This window comes from Salinisphaera aquimarina (assembly GCF_042643355.1).
GTDB lineage: Bacteria > Pseudomonadota > Gammaproteobacteria > Nevskiales > Salinisphaeraceae > Salinisphaera > Salinisphaera aquimarina.
The window spans coordinates 287,305-302,575 of the sequence record NZ_JBHRSS010000008.1 but is presented as its reverse complement, the minus strand read 5'-3'; the positions used below and the strand labels follow the sequence as shown (position 1 = coordinate 302,575).

The window sequence follows — 15,271 nt, the reverse complement described above, 5'->3', positions numbered from 1 at the left end:
CTGGCCAGGAGCCGCCCATGTTGCCGGATGCAATCAAGAGTCGATGAGCAAGAAAACCCAACCGATCAATCGACGCATATTGCTCAAGCTCAGCGGCGAGGCCCTCATGGGCCAGGCCGACTATGGTATTTCGGCCGATGTGGTGACACGTCTGGCCGCCGAGATACGTGACCTCATCGACGCCGGCGTGCAGGTTGCGCTGGTCGTGGGTGGCGGCAATATCTTCCGCGGCATGGGTCTGGCCGGACACGGCATGGACCGGGTCACCGGCGACCAGATGGGCATGCTGGCCACGGTCATCAACGCGCTGGGTCTGCAGGATGCGATCGAGAACGTCGGCATGACCGTACGCGTGATGTCGGCCATTCGTATCAATCAGGTGTGCGAGGACTATATTCGCCGCCGCGCGATCCGCCATCTGGAAAAGGGACGGGTCGTCATCTTTGCGGCCGGTACCGGCAATCCGTTCTTCACCACCGATTCCGCGGCCAGTCTGCGTGCCATCGAGATCAACGCCGATCTGATGCTCAAGGCCACCAAGGTCGACGGCATCTACAGCGCCGACCCGATGCGTGACGCCAGCGCCAAGCGCTATACGCATCTGACCTACGACGAAGTCATCGATCAGCGTCTTGCGGTGATGGACACCACGGCGATCGTGCTCTGTCGCGACAACGGCATGCCGCTGCGTGTGTTCGATATCAACCGCTCCGGCGATCTCAGACGGATCGTCGACGGCGCGGATGTCGGCACGCTGGTTGACAACAACATGACGAGAAACGACGGATGATTGACGATATCTACAAGGATGCCGAACAGCGCATGGCAAAGACGATCAACGTCATGCGCGACAATTTCGGCAAGATCCGCACCGGGCGTGCGAGCACCAGCCTGCTTGCCCATGTCACCGTGGATTACTACGGCTCCCAGGTGCCGATCAGCCAGGCCGCCAATGTATCGGTGGAGGATGCGCGCACGATCAGCATCAACCCCTGGGAAAAGACCATGGTGCAGCCGATCGAGAAGGCAATCATGAGCGCGGACCTCGGTCTCAATCCGTCGACGGCCGGGCAGGTCATTCGCGTGGTGCTGCCGCCACTGACCGAAGACCGGCGTCGTGATCTGGTCAAGGTGATCCGCGCCGAGGCCGAGGACGGCCGGGTTGCGGTTCGCAATATCCGTCGCGATGCGAACTCCACGCTCAAGGAACTGGTCAGCGAAAAGGAAATCAGTTCGGATGATCAGCACGCTGGCGAAACCCGTATCCAGCAGCTGACCGACAAACATATCGATCGCATCGACAGCCTGCTTGAGGATAAAGAGCAGGAAATCATGACGGTCTGATTCCTATCAGCCGGCCAAACCAATGAGCGCGCCCCGACACGTCGCCGTGATCATGGACGGCAATGGACGCTGGGCCAACGCCCGCGGCCTGCCGCGGGCTGCCGGCCATCGCGCGGGCGCGAAATCCGCCCGATCGATTGTGGAAAACGCTCAAAGAAACGGCGTTAAAGTCCTGACATTGTTCGCATTTTCCAGCGAAAACTGGCAGCGACCAAGGGCAGAGGTGCGCGTGCTGCTGGATCTGTTCCGGCGCACCATAGGGCGCGAGATCGATGCGCTCCACGACAACGGCGTGCGCCTGAGTTTCATCGGTGATCGCAGTCGCTTTTCCAAGGCCCTGCAGTCCGACATGCGCGACGCCGAAGCGCGCACCCAGAACAATGCAACGCTGGATCTGGTCATCGCGGTCGACTACGGCGGGCGCTGGGACATGGTTCAGGCCGCGCGCGCCTGTGCACAGGCCTGTCTCGATGACGATCTGACGCCGGAGACCATCACCGCGGAGGCGATGGCGCAGCACCTGAGCCTGCATCGTTTCGGCGAGCCGGATCTGTTCATCCGTACTGGCGGTGAGCGCCGGATAAGCAATTTTCTGCTCTGGGATCTGGCCTACAGCGAACTGTATTTCACCGATCGGCTGTGGCCGGATTTCGACGCCGAGAGCCTGCGCGATGCGCTCGACTGGTTCGCTCAGCGCGAGCGTCGCTTCGGGCGCCTGCCGTCGGCGACGCGAACGAGCCGGGCATAGACCGCCCATGCTGATCACCCGGGTCGTGACAGCGCTGGCGCTGGTGCCACTCGTGGTGCTTGGCATCCTGTTCCTGCCGACCGTGGCCATCGCGCTCATATTTGCAGCACTCATGCTGCTGGGCGCCTGGGAATGGGGCGGTTTGCTGCGCCTGGCACAGCCTGGCCGTACCGGTTTCGTGGTCGCGGTAGCCGTGGTGATGGGGCTGGTGGCACTGCTGTGCAACGACAACTTCGCCCTGGGCGCAGAAAATCTGTTCATCGGCCTGGCATGCCTTTGGTGGCTGGCGGCGATCTACTGGGTGATGCGTTTTCCAGACGGCTGGGCGGCAACCATCGGGCGTCGGGATATCGGCCTGCTGGTGGGCGTAATCGCGCTGGTCGCACCGGTAGCGGCGATCACCTATCTGCACCAGAGCGACGATGGCGCCTTGTTGTTGCTGACCTTTTTCTTCCTGATCTGGGCGGCCGACACCGGCGCCTATTTTGCGGGCCGTACGCTCGGACGCCACAAGCTGGCACCCAGGGTGAGTCCGGGCAAGACCCGCGAGGGTGCGGTCGGCGGCGTGGTCGCGGCGGTGTTGCTGGCCTGGGTCGGCGCGTGGGTGCTTGGCTACGACGCAACGCGTACACTGGCGTTCATGTTCCTCGGCGGCTGGATCGCCCTGATCTCGATCGTCGGCGACCTCACGATCAGCATGTTCAAGCGACATGCCCAGCTCAAGGACAGTGGCCGATTGTTCCCGGGTCATGGCGGTGTGCTTGATAGGCTGGACAGCGTACTGGCGGCCGCACCCTGGTTCGTGGCCGGCCTGCACTGGTTGCCGTCGCAGTTCTAGGGCGTTCTGCCGGTAGAATGCGGGAGCGTCGCGCGAGACGCGTTGTCCAAGCCCTGATTAACGTCGACTACCGTCTTCATCGGAGAGAAGAAATCCATGCCTGACTGGTTCATGTCGGTACCCGCATTCATCGTTGCCATCGGCCTGCTCGTGGCCGTGCACGAGTATGGCCACTTCTGGGTGGCGCGCCGTATGGGCGTGAAAGTACTGCGCTATTCGATCGGTTTCGGGCCGAAGCTATGGGGGCGCATCAGCCCGCGCACCGGCATCGAGTACTGGCTGTCGGCGATTCCGCTCGGCGGCTACGTGAAAATGCTCGACGAGCGTGAGGGCGAGGTGGCCGAAGTCGACAAGCCCTACGCGTTCAATCGCCAGCATCCGGCCAAGCGCATCGCGATCGTGGCGGCCGGGCCCGGGGTGAATTTCCTGTTCGCGGTGGCGGCGTACTGGCTGGTGTTCATGATCGGTGTCGCCGGCATCAAGCCCATGATCGGCGCCGTGCCCGACGGCACGCTCGCCGCCTCTGCCGGTCTTCGCGCCGGCGACGAGATCACCGAAGTCGCCGGCAAGACCATGGGCGACTGGCAGGACTTGCGTCTGACGCTGCTCGAACGCGGGCTCGACGGCGATCCGGTGCAGTTGTCGGTGCAAAGTCGCGACGGACGTTTGCGTACGGTCGGACTTGATCTGACCCACGTGCCGGCGGACCCTGAAAAACTGTTCGATCGCTTGGGGCTGGCGCCGTATCAGCCGCCGGCGACGCCGTTGATCGCCGGGGTGCTCGACGACACCGCCGCCTCCCGGGCCGGGCTCGAGAAGGGCGACGAGATCACCGCCTTCAATGGCGATCCGCTGGATACGCCGCAGGCGCTGGTGGATCGGGTCAAGGCGCAGCCGGGCGCGAAAGTGATGCTGTCGGTGACCCGCAACGACCGCAACATCGAGGTGCCGGTCACCCTGGCAAGTATCAAGGACGACAACGGCACCGATGTCGGCCGTCTGGGCGCGCAGATCGGCGTCGACGCCGCGGCATGGGATGCCATGCGCACCACGCGGCAACTGGGCCCGCTGGCCGCGGTCCCAGCGGCGGTGGCCAAGACATGGGACGTATCGTCGCTCACGGTGCGCCTGATGGGGCGCATGCTCACCGGCGACGTGTCGTGGCGCAATGTCAGTGGGCCGATCCAGATCGCCAACTATGCCGGCCAGACCGCCAGCATCGGCCTGGAAGCCTTCGTGGGCTTTCTCGCGCTCGTGAGCGTGAGTCTCGCGGTACTGAACCTTTTGCCCATCCCGGTGTTAGATGGGGGGCATCTTCTGTATTATTCGATCGAATGGATCAGGGGCCGGCCTCTGTCCGAGGCCGTACAGGTCGCGGGTCAGCAGGCGGGAATGGTCGCCTTGCTGATGCTGATGACGCTGGCTTTTTACAACGATATCGCGCGCTTGTTCGGGTAGCCGGGCAGAACCCTGTGATCTGCCCAGCGTGTTCGCGCCGGTATTCAAGGGCGTGACGGACACGGAATAAGGAGGGAAGTGTGCCTGCTGCACATGAACGACGAATGACGCTGTCCGGGCACGTTCGAACGCTCGGGCTGTGTTCAGCCCAGGCTGCACCAACCGCTGGCAGTGTCTCCGGGCTCGCCCAGGAGATTTGCCCTGACGCTTCGCCGATTGCCTTGCAGGCATCCGGCACGGGACGCGAACGCGATCCCTATCTGAATAGTTCAAAGGTTCCTTAAATATGCCTGGAATTCTGATGCGCGCGCTGGCCGTGCTGCTGTGTTTGTGCGCGACGAGCGCTTGGGCTCAGGATCAATACAACTTTCGAGTCGACGATGTGCAGGTCAACGGCGTTCAACGCCTGGAACCCGGTACCGTGCTCACCTATTTGCCGCTGTCGGTGGGCGATCAGCTGACCGAGAGCCGTGCCCAGCAGTCGATCCGCGCGCTCTACGACACCGGGCTGTTCGAGAACGTCGCGCTTCAGCGCCAGGGCAATACGCTGGTGGTGGATGTCACCGAGCGGCCGGAGATCGCGCGTTTCACGATCAAGGGCAACAAGAAGATCGGCGGCGACGAACTCAAGAAGGCGCTCAAGGAGCAGGGCCTGGCCCAGGGCGAGCTCTACAAGCGGTCGCTGGTCGATCAGCTCGAGCAGGAATTGCGCCGCCAGTATTATTCCAACGGCTATTACAGCGTCGCGATCAATACCGATGTCACCGATCTGGGCAACAACCGGGTCGCGATCGATATCACGGTCAAGGAAGGCCCGATCGCGTCGATCAAGGACATCAACATCATCGGCAACGAGGATTTCACCGATGATCAGCTCAAGGATGTGTTCGAGCTGAAATCCAGCTCGCCCGCGTACACGCATCCGCTGACGTTCTGGCGCAGCCGTGATCGTTATTCGCGCGAGAAGCTGCTGGGCGATCTGGAGTCGCTGAACTCGTTCTATCAGAACCGCGGTTACATCCGCTTCAGCGTATCGTCGATTCAGGTTTCGCTGTCGCCCGACAAGCGCAATATCTTTCTGACTCTGAACGTGGACGAGGGCGCCCAGTACAAGATCAACAAGTACCAGTTCGCCGGCGACATGATCGTGCCGGAGACGAGTCTGCAGCGGCTGGTGAGCGTCAAGGACGGCCAGACCTTTTCGCGCAGCGAGGTGGATGCCTCGGCCAGCCGCATCAGTTCGGGGCTGGCCGATTTCGGCTATGCCTTTGCCGACGTCGACCCCCTGACGCGGGTCAATGAAGAAGACAAGACGGTCGATCTGACCTTCTTCATCGACCCCGGCAAGCGGGCCTATGTCCGCCAGATCGCCTTCAACGGCAACGAGAAGACCAACGACGAGACCCTGCGTCGCGAAATGCGTCAGTTCGAGGGCGCGCCGTTCTCGCGTCGAGGCGTGGAACGTTCGCGTACACGCTTGGCGCGTCTGCCCTATGTTCAGGATGTCCAGGTCAACACCGACAAGGTGGCGGGCTCGGAAGATCTCGTGGACGTCAATTACGACATCACCGAGCGCGCCGCGGGCACGTTGCAGTTCGGTGTCGGCTTCTCCGACGCCCAGGGCTTCCTGATCAACGGCAGCGTGTCGCACAGCAACTTCCGCGGCACCGGCAATACGCTGAGTCTGCGTGCCGAGACCAACGACTACGCCAAGAGCGTAGGCGCGAGCTGGACCGATCCGTACTTCACCGACGAAGGCGTGTCGCGCACCATCTCCGCGTTCTATCGCAATACCGATCAGCTGATTCGTATCGGTTCCGGCTTCGATCTGAATTCGATTGGTGGCGCCGTCACGTTCGGCCTGCCGATCACCGAGTACTCGCAGCTGCGGGCCGGCCTCGGCGTGGAAACCAACGAGATCAATTCCGCGGTCGATCGCAACGGCAACGATCAGCTATCCGATGAGTTGAACGAGTTCATAACCGAGAACGGCCGCAAGGCGACCACCTACGAACTGCAGACCGGCTGGTCGCGCGATACGCGCAATCGCACCTTCTTTGCGACCCGCGGTTCGAACACCGAATTCCAGTTCAATATCAAGGGCCCGGGCTCGGATCTCGAGTATTACGACACCAGCCTCGAACACGAGCGCTATTTCCTGGTCGGCTCTTGGATCCCCGGGCTGTCCGACAAGGTCGTGCTCTCGGTCGACGGTCGCGTGGCGCAGACCGATATCTGGGGCACCGGCGAGGACGTGCCGCCCTACGACAACTTCTTTGCCGGCGGCGCGCGTTCGGTACGCGGCTTCTCCAACGGGGGTCTGGGTCCGCGTGATTCATTCGATAATCCGTACGGCGGCCAGTTCCTGACCACGGTTCAGAGTGAGCTCGTGATTCCGACGTTCCTGGAATCGGACAACAAGTCCACCCGCCTGACCGCGTTCTACGACATGGGTAATGTCTACGAGAACGCCAGCGATTTCGAGACCAGTGAACTGCGCAGTTCCGCCGGCGTGGCCTTCTACTGGTTCACTCCGTTTTTCGGGCTGCTGCGCGTGAGCTATGCCGCCTATGTGGATGACAAGGCCAAGAACGACGAAGTGGATCGCTTCCAGTTCTCGTTCGGTGTGGGCCTGTAATCGATTCGATCATTGCGGTATGCGCCGCAGGGAGAAGCATGAAGATACAGGGGCGCGCGTTTACTGTTCTCGTCGGGTTGTGTCTGTTGGCCTGGGCCGGCGCCGGGATGGGCCAGGACCTCAAGATCGGGGTCGTGGACCTGGGTCGGCTGATCAATGATTCGCCTCAGGCCCAGCGTGCCAAGACGAACATGGCCAACCAGTTCGCCGAGCGCAAGAACCAGATCGAGACCCGTACCAGCGCGCTGCGTCAGGACATGGACCGGCTCAAGCGCGACGGTTCGGTGATGAGCGAAGACGAGCGCGACAAGCTGCAGACCGGCATCCGAGATCGCCAGCGCGAACTGCAGATGCAGCAGAGCAAGTACAACGACGACGTGGCCGACGCCGAGCAGAAGGAATTCGATAGCATGCGCTCGGATATACGCGCGGTGATCGACCAGTACGCGGACGACAACGGCTACGACATCATTCTCGGCGACTCGGTCCTCTACGCCGCGGACGCCGTGGATGTGACGGATGAAATTCTCGAGCAGCTAAAGACCCGGTAGTGGAAAACCGCAGCGAGAATGGATATCGACTGGGCGCGCTCGCTCACGCAGTCGGCCTGAGTGTGCCGGCCACGGACGCCGATGTGTCGATTACGGGCGTGTGCGCGCTGGCCCCCGGCCGAGCCGGCTGTATCGCCTATGCGGAGGGCGCCGGGCAGGGTGAGGCGCTTGCCACGACCCTGGCCGCCGCCGTGATCGTGCCCGCGGGCCAGACGGTGCCGGCCGGCAAGCCGGTGCTGGTCGCGGACAACCCCAGACTGATGTTCGCGCGTGTAGCCGCCCACTTCACGGCGCCCGGGCCGGCGCCGGGTATACACCCCAGTGCAGTGATCGACGACAGCGCCCGCGTGGATGCCACTGCGACGATCGCCGCGCATGTGGTCGTCGGTGCCGGCTCGGAGATCGGCGCGAACACGCTGATCGGCGCCGGCAGCGTGATCGGGGCCGGCGTGCAGATCGGGGCGGATACGCTCGTGGCCAGCAACGTCAGCATCGCCGACGGCGTGCGGATCGGCGCACGCGTGCGGATCGAAGCCAATGCCGCGCTCGGCGGCCGCGGTTTTGGTCTGGTGCACAACGGCGCCGGCTGGGAAGCGGTTCCGCAGATGGGCAGCGTGCAGATCGGCGACGATGTGGAAATCGGCGCCGGCACCACCATCGACCGCGGCGCGCTGGACGATACCGTGATCGGCGCCGGCGCCAAGATCGACGATCAGGTGCATATCGCACACAACTGCGTCATCGGTGCCCATACCGTGATCGCCGGTTGCACCGGCATCGCCGGCTCGTCGATCATCGGCAGCAACTGCATGATCGGCGGCGGTGTGGGTATCGGCGATCACGTGCGGATTGCCGACGGGGTAATCATCACGGGGGCCAGCCAGGTTCCCAAGGACATCGACAGCGCCGGGGTATACTCCTCGACCTTTCGTGCCATGCCCGCCAAGGGCTGGCGCAAGCGCCTTGCGCTGTTCCGCCAGCTCGACCGCATCGAGCACCGGCTGCGGCGTGTCGAACGATCAGAGAAGTTCACTGGAGATGAGTAGCATGAGCGACCAAGACGACATCCGCACCATCATGCGACAGGTGCCGCACCGTTTCCCGTTCCTGCTGGTGGACCGGGTGCTGGAGTGCGAGCCGGGCAAATCGATTACCGCGATCAAGAACGTCACCATCAACGAGCCGTTTTTTCCGGGTCATTTCCCGGGCCATCCGGTGATGCCCGGCGTGCTGATTCTCGAAGCGCTGGCTCAGGCCGGGCTGATTCTGGGCATGCGTACCGTGGATGCCAGCGACGGCACGATCGTCTATTTCGCGGGCATCGACAAGGCGCGTTTCAAGCGCCAGGTCATTCCCGGAGATCAGCTGCTGCTCAAGATCGTGATCGGCTCGGCCAAGAAGAGAATCTGGCGCTTCGACGCTGAAGCCTGGGTAGGCGACGAACTGGCGTGTCGCGCGCAGCTGATGGCGATTCCGGCCAAACCCGAGGATCAGGTGGGGACGTCCGATGCCGGTTGATCAAAGCGCACAGGTACATCCGGAAGCGCAACTGGCCGACGATGTCGAAGTCGGCCCATTCAGCGTCATCGGGCCCAACGTCAAGATCGGCGCGGGTACGCGGGTCGGGCCGCACGTGGTCATTACCGGCCACACCACGATCGGCCGCGAGAACCAGATCTACCACTTCGTATCGCTGGGCGCGGAGCCGCAGCATCGGGTCTACAAGGGCGAGCCCACCCGGCTGACCATCGGCGACCGCAACACGTTCCGCGAATACTGCAGCGTGCATCGCGGCACCACCATCGATCAGAGCGAAACCATCATCGGCGACGACAACCTGCTGATGGCCTATACCCATATCGCGCATGACTGCGTGCTCGGCAACGGCATCACCATGGCCAACGGCGCCAGTCTGGCCGGCCATGTGCGTATCGGCGATTTCTGCATCCTTGCGGGCTTTGCGCTGGTCTATCAGTTTCGTCGTATCGGCACGATGTCGTTTCTGGCCTATTGCAGCGGCGCGCAGCAGGATGTGCCTGCGTTCGTGCGTACCGCCGGTGCCCCGGCGGTGCCGCACGGCATCAATTCGGTGGGCATGCGCCGCCGAGGCTATTCCGATGAAGAGGTCGCGGCCGTCAAGCGCGCCTATCGCACGATCTATCGCTCCAAGCTGCGCCTGGAAGAGGCGCGTGAGGCGTTGCGCGAACCCGCCGAGAAGAGCCCGGCGGTACGGGTGATGCTCGATTCACTGGAAGCGGCACAGCGCGGCATCATTCGCTAGCTTCGGCAGCGAGCGCGGTACACAGGCCGGATCGGCCGTTGTGTATCGCGCGACGAATCAGGCGTCGACAGCCGACGCGATGCGATACGGACAACCCCGGTGCAAATGTGATGGATACAGCCAAGGCGCCTTGCTTTGTCATCGTGGCCGGCGAGCAGTCCGGCGATGCGCTGGGCGCCGGATTGATACGCGCACTGCGTTTGTATTATCCGGACGCGCGCTTCGAGGGGGTCACCGGACCGCTGATGCGCGCCCAAGGCTGTAAATCGCTGGCCGATGTGGAAGAGCTGTCGCTGTTCGGGGTGAGCGAGGTTATCGGCCAGATTCCCCGCGTGCTCAATCTGAGGCGGCGACTTTTTGCGTCGATCATGCGCACGCGCCCGATCGTCTTCATCGGGATCGACGCGCCGGCCTTCAATACCGGCCTTGAGCGCCGGCTCAAGCAGGCCGGCATCACCACCGTGCACTATGTCTGCCCGACCGCATGGGCCTGGCGCCAGGGACGAACGCGCAGTATTCGCCGCGCGGTCGATCTGTTGCTGGCGATCTTTCCGTTCGAAACGCAATTCTTTGCGGCCCACGATATTCCGGTCACCTTCGTGGGCCATCCGCTGGCCGACGAGATGCCGCTGCATCCGGACGCGGCGAGCGCGCGCGCCGCACTCGGACTGCCGGCCGATGGCCAACTGGTGGGCCTGCTGCCCGGCAGCCGGCGCGCCGAAGTACGCGAACTCGGCCCGCGTTTTCTGCAGACCGCGCGCTGGCTGACACAACGCCTGCCCGGTATTCGTTTCGTGGCGCCGATGGCGACACCGGCGGTGCGTGCGTTGTTCGAAAGCCAGCTGGCCGCCCATGGACAAGACATCGACGTGACGCTCGTCGATGGCCGCGCGCGCGAGGTGATGCGCGCGGTCGACGTCCTGCTGCTGGCGTCGGGCACCGCCTCGCTCGAGGCATTGCTCGCCAAGACACCGATGGTGGTGTCCTACGTGCTTTCGCCGAGCAACTACTGGATCGCCCGCAGCCTCAACCTGATCAAGATCGAATACGTGAGCATGCCCAATCTGCTGGCGGGCGCCGCGCTGGTGCCGGAACTGCTGCAGCAGGACGCGGACGTACCGATTCTCGGGCCTTGGGTGTATCGGCTGTTGACGTCCGCCACGGCGAGATCCCGGCAGATCGACGCGTTCGAGGCGATTCATCGCCAGCTGGCCTGCAACGCCGATACCCAGGCCGCCCGCGCGGTGGTCGAGCTGATCGGGCGCCGGGCATGACCGGTGAGCGCTTTGCCTGTCCCTGTGTGGCCGGCGTCGACGAGGTCGGGCGTGGTCCGCTGGCAGGCCCGGTGGTCGCGGCGGCGGTGATTCTGCCCGCGCGACCGCTGTTACGCGGCCTGGCCGATTCCAAGGCCCTGAGCGCGGCGGAACGCGATGCCCTGGATATCCGCATTCGCGAACGCGCGCTGGCCTGGGCGCTGGGCGAAGCCTCGGTGGAAGAGATCGATTCGCTCAATATCCTCCAGGCCAGCCTGCTGGCCATGCGGCGCGCCGTGGCGGCGTTGTCGATCACGCCGTTCGCGGCCTGGGTGGATGGCAATACCTGGCCGCGGCTGGCCATGCCTACGCGCACGGTCATCGGCGGCGATGCGCGGGTGCCGGCGATCAGCGCGGCCTCGATCATCGCCAAGGTGGCGCGCGATGCGCAGATGGTCGCGCTCGATGCGCAGTATCCGGGCTATGGACTGGCCCGGCACAAGGGCTACGGCACAGCCGTGCATCGTCAGGCGCTGGAAAGCCTTGGCGTCACACCCATTCACAGGCGCAGTTTCGCACCTGTCGCCCGCATATTGAGCGCGGTCCAACGACCGCCGGATTACACGTTAGAGTAGGGCCATGTCTGCATCCTTTGTTCATCTGCGCGTCCATACCGAATATTCGCTGTCGGACGGCATCGTGCGTATCAAACCGCTGCTGGCGCAGACGCGCGAAGCCGGCATGCCCGCGGTGGCGGTCACCGACAACGTCAACCTGTTCGGGATGGTCAAGTTCTACAAGGCCGCGCTTGGCAACGGCATCAAGCCGATCGTGGGCGTCGATCTGCTCATCGACGAAGGACCGCAGAACGCGCCGTCGCGGCTGACGCTGCTCGCGCAGCACCGCGATGGCTATCGGCATCTGTGCGAATTGCTCACGCGTGCCTATCTGCACGGTCAGGATCGCGGCCAGGTGCTGTGCAAGCGCGAGTGGGTCGCCGAAAAGAGCGACGGTCTGATCGCGCTGTCCAGCGGCATGGCGGGCGATACCGGCGCGGCGATGCTGGCCGGCAAGCCGGAACTCGCGGAGGCGCATGCGCGCTACTGGCAGGATCTGTTCGGCGATCGCTATTACCTCGAGCTGACCCGCTGCGAGCGCGAGGGTGAAGCGGCCTGGCTGGCGGAAACGGTGGGTTTGGCGCTGCGCCACGATATTCCGGTGGTGGCCACCAACGACGTGCGTTTTCCCCGGGCCGAGGATTTCGACGCGCACGAGGCGAGGGTGGCCATCCACGGCGGCTATACCCTGGCCGATCCGCGCCGGCCAAAAATCTATACCCCGGAACAGTATCTCAAGACCCCGGCGGAAATGGCCGAACTGTTTTCGGATCTGCCGGAAGCGCTGGAGAACAGCGTCGAGATCGCAAAGCGCTGCAACCTGGAGCTCACGCTCGGCGAGAACGTGCTGCCGGAATTCCCGGTGCCCGAGGGCCACGACGCATCGAGCTTCCTGCGCGCAGAGTCCGAGCGCGGGCTCGAAACACGCATGCTCGAGCTGTACCCGGACCGCGACACCCGCGCGGCCAGGCAGGCCGAATACGATCAGCGCCTCGATCACGAACTGGACGTGATCGCCACCATGGGCTTTCCCGGCTACTTTCTGATCGTGGCCGACTTCATCCGCTGGGCCCGCGAGAACGGCGTGCCGGTCGGCCCCGGCCGTGGTTCCGGCGCCGGTTCGCTGGTTGCCTACGCGTTGGGCATCACCGATCTCGACCCGCTCGAATTCGACCTGCTGTTCGAGCGCTTCCTGAATCCGGAACGCGTGTCCATGCCCGACTTCGATGTCGATTTCTGCATGGACGGTCGCGACCGCGTGATCGAGTACGTCGCCCAGGCTTATGGGGCCAACAAGGTCAGCCAGATCATCACCTACGGCACCATGGCGGCGCGCGCGGTGGTGCGCGACGTGGGCCGTGTTCTGGGCCATCCCTACGGAATGATGGACCGTATCGCCAAGCAGATTCCGTTCGCCCCCGACATGACGCTGGAGCGCGCGCTCGAGGAGTCCGAGGAACTGCGCCAGTCCAAGGAGGACGAAGAGGTCGGCTATCTGCTCGATCTCGCCATGGCGTTGGAAGGTCTGTCCCGCAACCCGGGCAAGCATGCCGGCGGTGTGGTGATCGCACCGTCCGATCTGATCGATTTCACCCCGCTGTACTGCGAGCCGGGCGGCAACAACCGCGTCACCCAGTTCGACAAGGACGACGTCGAGGCCGTGGGCCTGGTCAAGTTCGATTTCCTGGGCCTGCGTACGCTCACCATCATCGACCGCGCCGTGCGCGTGGCCAACGAGCGTATGTCGAAACAGGGCAAGGACCCGATCGACATCCGCTCGCTCGGCATGACCGACAAGGCCACCTTCGAGCTGCTCAAGGCCGGCGATACCACCGCCGTGTTTCAGGTCGAATCCTCGGGCATGCGGCGGCTGATCAAGCGTCTCAAACCGGACGCCTTCGAGGATATCGTGGCACTCGTGGCGCTGTATCGTCCCGGCCCGCTGGAATCGGGCATGGTCGAGGATTTCATCGACCGCAAGCACGGGCGCACCAACGTCGTCTATCCGCACGACTCGCTGGCTGAAGTGCTCGAGCCCACTTACGGCGTCATCCTGTATCAGGAGCAGGTGATGCAGATCGCGCAGGTGCTGGCCGGCTATTCGCTGGGCAGCGCCGATCTGTTGCGCCGTGCCATGGGCAAGAAGAAAGTCGAGGAGATGGCCAAGCAGCGCGGCGGCTTCATCGAAGGCGCGGTAGCCAACGGCGTCAAGGAAGACACCGCGGCCTATATCTTCGACCTGGTCGAGAAATTTGCCGGCTACGGCTTCAACAAGTCGCATTCGGCAGCCTATGCGCTGCTCACCTACCAGACGGCCTGGCTGAAGGTGCATTACCCGGCCGATTTCATGTCGGCGGTGCTCTCGGCGGATATGGATCACACCGACAAGGTCGTGATCATGATCGACGAATGCCACCGCATGGAGATCGAGGTGGCGCCGCCGGACGTGAACGCCTCGGAGTACGATTTCTCGGTGGTCGACGACGCGACCATTCGCTACGGTCTGGGTGCGGTCAAGGGTGTGGGACGCGGTGCGATCGAGTCGATCATCGAGGAGCGGCGCGAATCGGGTGCCTTCGCCAACCTCTACGATTTCTGTCGCCGTATCGATACCGGCAAAGCCAATCGCCGTGCACTGGAGGCATTGATCAACGCCGGCGCGCTGGATGCGCTCGGCCCCAATCGAGCCAGTCTCATGTACGGCCTGACCCGCGCGCTTGCCGCAGCCGAGCAGGACCGCAGTGCCGCCAGCGCCGGCCAGAACGACATGTTCGGCCTGGCCGAGAATAGCGACAGCGCCGGGCCGCCGCTGGAAGTACGCGAGGAATGGCCCGAGGACGAGCGTCTGCGCGCCGAGCGCGACACCTTGGGTCTGTACCTGACCGGGCATCCGATCAAGGCCTGGGAAGACGAGCTGGCACTGATGACCGGCGGCAAGATCGCCGACCAGATCGCGGCGATGCCGCGCCCGGAAGAGGGGGCGCGTGGGCGCCGCGGCCAGAAGAAGCCGGCCGTGATCGCCGGCCTCGTGGTCGAAGTCCGGCGCGCCAAGAAGGGCAAGCGCATCATCGTCACGCTCGACGATGGCAGCGGTCGCGTGGAATGTCCGTTGTTCGAGGAGAAGGCGGCCGAGTACGGCCATCTGCTGTCGACCGACAAGCTCGTGATCGTCGACGGCAAGCTGCAGTACGACGATTTCTCCGACGGTTTCCGACTCAACGCGGAAACGGTGATGGACATCGATGGCGCCCGGGCACGGTTTGCGAGCCGCATCCTGTTGCAACTGCGTGCCTCGCGCAGTGTCGATATCGATGCGCTGGCGGGCTGCGTGGATCGCTATCGTGCCGAGAACGCCGGCTGTGACGTGGTCCTGCGCTACACCAATGACGATGCGCGCGCCGTTCTGACGCTGGGCGACACCCGTGTGCGCATATGTGATGGCCTGCTTGCCGATCTGCGCGGGCTCGTAGGTGCGGATCGAGTGCAAGTACGTTATCGTCGCCCGCAGACGACACTTCAATAAACAGCAACCCGGCGGAAGAA

General features: G+C 63.8%; 13 protein-coding genes. All 13 read left to right on the top strand.

Translation table 11 applies throughout. The features are described from left to right. Positions 1–43: 43 nt before the first annotated feature. Positions 44–790, top strand: coding sequence for a UMP kinase (pyrH, locus tag ACFOSU_RS16875; protein ID WP_380691087.1), 747 nt, complete (start codon positions 44–46; stop codon positions 788–790). After that, positions 787–1,344 (top strand): ribosome recycling factor, encoded by a 558-nt coding sequence (gene frr, locus ACFOSU_RS16870; protein WP_380691086.1) that lies wholly within the window; start codon positions 787–789, stop codon positions 1,342–1,344. Before pyrH ends, frr begins: the two co-directional genes overlap by 4 nt. A gap of 22 nt (positions 1,345–1,366) precedes the next feature. Continuing rightward, positions 1,367–2,092, top strand: coding sequence for a polyprenyl diphosphate synthase (gene uppS, locus ACFOSU_RS16865; RefSeq protein ID WP_380691085.1), 726 nt, complete (start codon positions 1,367–1,369; stop codon positions 2,090–2,092). A 7-nt stretch (positions 2,093–2,099) separates the two neighbouring features. Further along, positions 2,100–2,930, top strand: a complete 831-nt coding sequence (locus tag ACFOSU_RS16860) for a phosphatidate cytidylyltransferase (protein WP_380691084.1) — start codon at positions 2,100–2,102, stop codon at positions 2,928–2,930. A 96-nt stretch (positions 2,931–3,026) separates the two neighbouring features. Beyond that, complete coding sequence (gene rseP / locus ACFOSU_RS16855) at positions 3,027–4,388, top strand: RIP metalloprotease RseP (RefSeq protein WP_380691083.1); 1,362 nt, start codon at positions 3,027–3,029, stop codon at positions 4,386–4,388. A gap of 286 nt (positions 4,389–4,674) precedes the next feature. After that, entirely contained in the window at positions 4,675–7,026 is a 2,352-nt protein-coding gene (gene bamA / locus ACFOSU_RS16850; RefSeq protein ID WP_380691082.1) for an outer membrane protein assembly factor BamA, read from the top strand. 38 nt (positions 7,027–7,064) lie between these two features. Further along, positions 7,065–7,577 carry an OmpH family outer membrane protein gene (locus ACFOSU_RS16845; RefSeq protein WP_380691081.1) on the top strand — a complete coding sequence of 171 codons (513 nt, stop codon included), beginning with the start codon at positions 7,065–7,067 and terminating at the stop codon, positions 7,575–7,577. Next, complete coding sequence (gene lpxD / locus ACFOSU_RS16840; protein ID WP_380691080.1) at positions 7,577–8,623, top strand: UDP-3-O-(3-hydroxymyristoyl)glucosamine N-acyltransferase; 1,047 nt, start codon at positions 7,577–7,579, stop codon at positions 8,621–8,623. The genes ACFOSU_RS16845 and lpxD overlap by 1 nt, the downstream gene beginning before the upstream one ends. Position 8,624: 1 nt before the next feature. Beyond that, positions 8,625–9,095, top strand: a complete 471-nt coding sequence (gene fabZ, locus ACFOSU_RS16835; RefSeq protein ID WP_380691079.1) for a 3-hydroxyacyl-ACP dehydratase FabZ — start codon at positions 8,625–8,627, stop codon at positions 9,093–9,095. Then, a complete protein-coding gene (gene lpxA / locus ACFOSU_RS16830) occupies positions 9,085–9,858 on the top strand; it encodes an acyl-ACP--UDP-N-acetylglucosamine O-acyltransferase (RefSeq protein ID WP_380691078.1) in 774 nt (257 codons plus the stop codon). Before fabZ ends, lpxA begins: the two co-directional genes overlap by 11 nt. A gap of 110 nt (positions 9,859–9,968) precedes the next feature. Next, positions 9,969–11,132 (top strand): lipid-A-disaccharide synthase, encoded by a 1,164-nt coding sequence (gene lpxB, locus ACFOSU_RS16825; RefSeq protein WP_380691077.1) that lies wholly within the window; start codon positions 9,969–9,971, stop codon positions 11,130–11,132. Next, positions 11,129–11,746, top strand: a complete 618-nt coding sequence (gene rnhB / locus ACFOSU_RS16820; RefSeq protein WP_380691076.1) for a ribonuclease HII — start codon at positions 11,129–11,131, stop codon at positions 11,744–11,746. Before lpxB ends, rnhB begins: the two co-directional genes overlap by 4 nt. Before the next feature lie 4 nt (positions 11,747–11,750). Then, positions 11,751–15,251, top strand: a complete 3,501-nt coding sequence (gene dnaE / locus ACFOSU_RS16815) for a DNA polymerase III subunit alpha (RefSeq protein ID WP_380691075.1) — start codon at positions 11,751–11,753, stop codon at positions 15,249–15,251. The last annotated feature ends 20 nt before the right edge of the window (positions 15,252–15,271 follow it).

What these genes read in the sequence shown, in the direction of transcription:
- pyrH (WP_380691087.1), top strand. Translation starts at nt 44, where the DNA reads ATGAGCAAGAAAACCCAACCGATCAATCGACGCATATTGCTCAAGCTC.
- frr (WP_380691086.1), top strand. Translation starts at nt 787, where the DNA reads ATGATTGACGATATCTACAAGGATGCCGAACAGCGCATGGCAAAGACG.
- uppS (WP_380691085.1), top strand. Translation starts at nt 1,367, where the DNA reads ATGAGCGCGCCCCGACACGTCGCCGTGATCATGGACGGCAATGGACGC.
- ACFOSU_RS16860 (WP_380691084.1), top strand. Translation starts at nt 2,100, where the DNA reads ATGCTGATCACCCGGGTCGTGACAGCGCTGGCGCTGGTGCCACTCGTG.
- rseP (WP_380691083.1), top strand. Translation starts at nt 3,027, where the DNA reads ATGCCTGACTGGTTCATGTCGGTACCCGCATTCATCGTTGCCATCGGC.
- bamA (WP_380691082.1), top strand. Translation starts at nt 4,675, where the DNA reads ATGCCTGGAATTCTGATGCGCGCGCTGGCCGTGCTGCTGTGTTTGTGC.
- ACFOSU_RS16845 (WP_380691081.1), top strand. Translation starts at nt 7,065, where the DNA reads ATGAAGATACAGGGGCGCGCGTTTACTGTTCTCGTCGGGTTGTGTCTG.
- fabZ (WP_380691079.1), top strand. Translation starts at nt 8,625, where the DNA reads ATGAGCGACCAAGACGACATCCGCACCATCATGCGACAGGTGCCGCAC.
- lpxA (WP_380691078.1), top strand. Translation starts at nt 9,085, where the DNA reads ATGCCGGTTGATCAAAGCGCACAGGTACATCCGGAAGCGCAACTGGCC.
- lpxB (WP_380691077.1), top strand. Translation starts at nt 9,969, where the DNA reads ATGGATACAGCCAAGGCGCCTTGCTTTGTCATCGTGGCCGGCGAGCAG.
- rnhB (WP_380691076.1), top strand. Translation starts at nt 11,129, where the DNA reads ATGACCGGTGAGCGCTTTGCCTGTCCCTGTGTGGCCGGCGTCGACGAG.
- dnaE (WP_380691075.1), top strand. Translation starts at nt 11,751, where the DNA reads ATGTCTGCATCCTTTGTTCATCTGCGCGTCCATACCGAATATTCGCTG.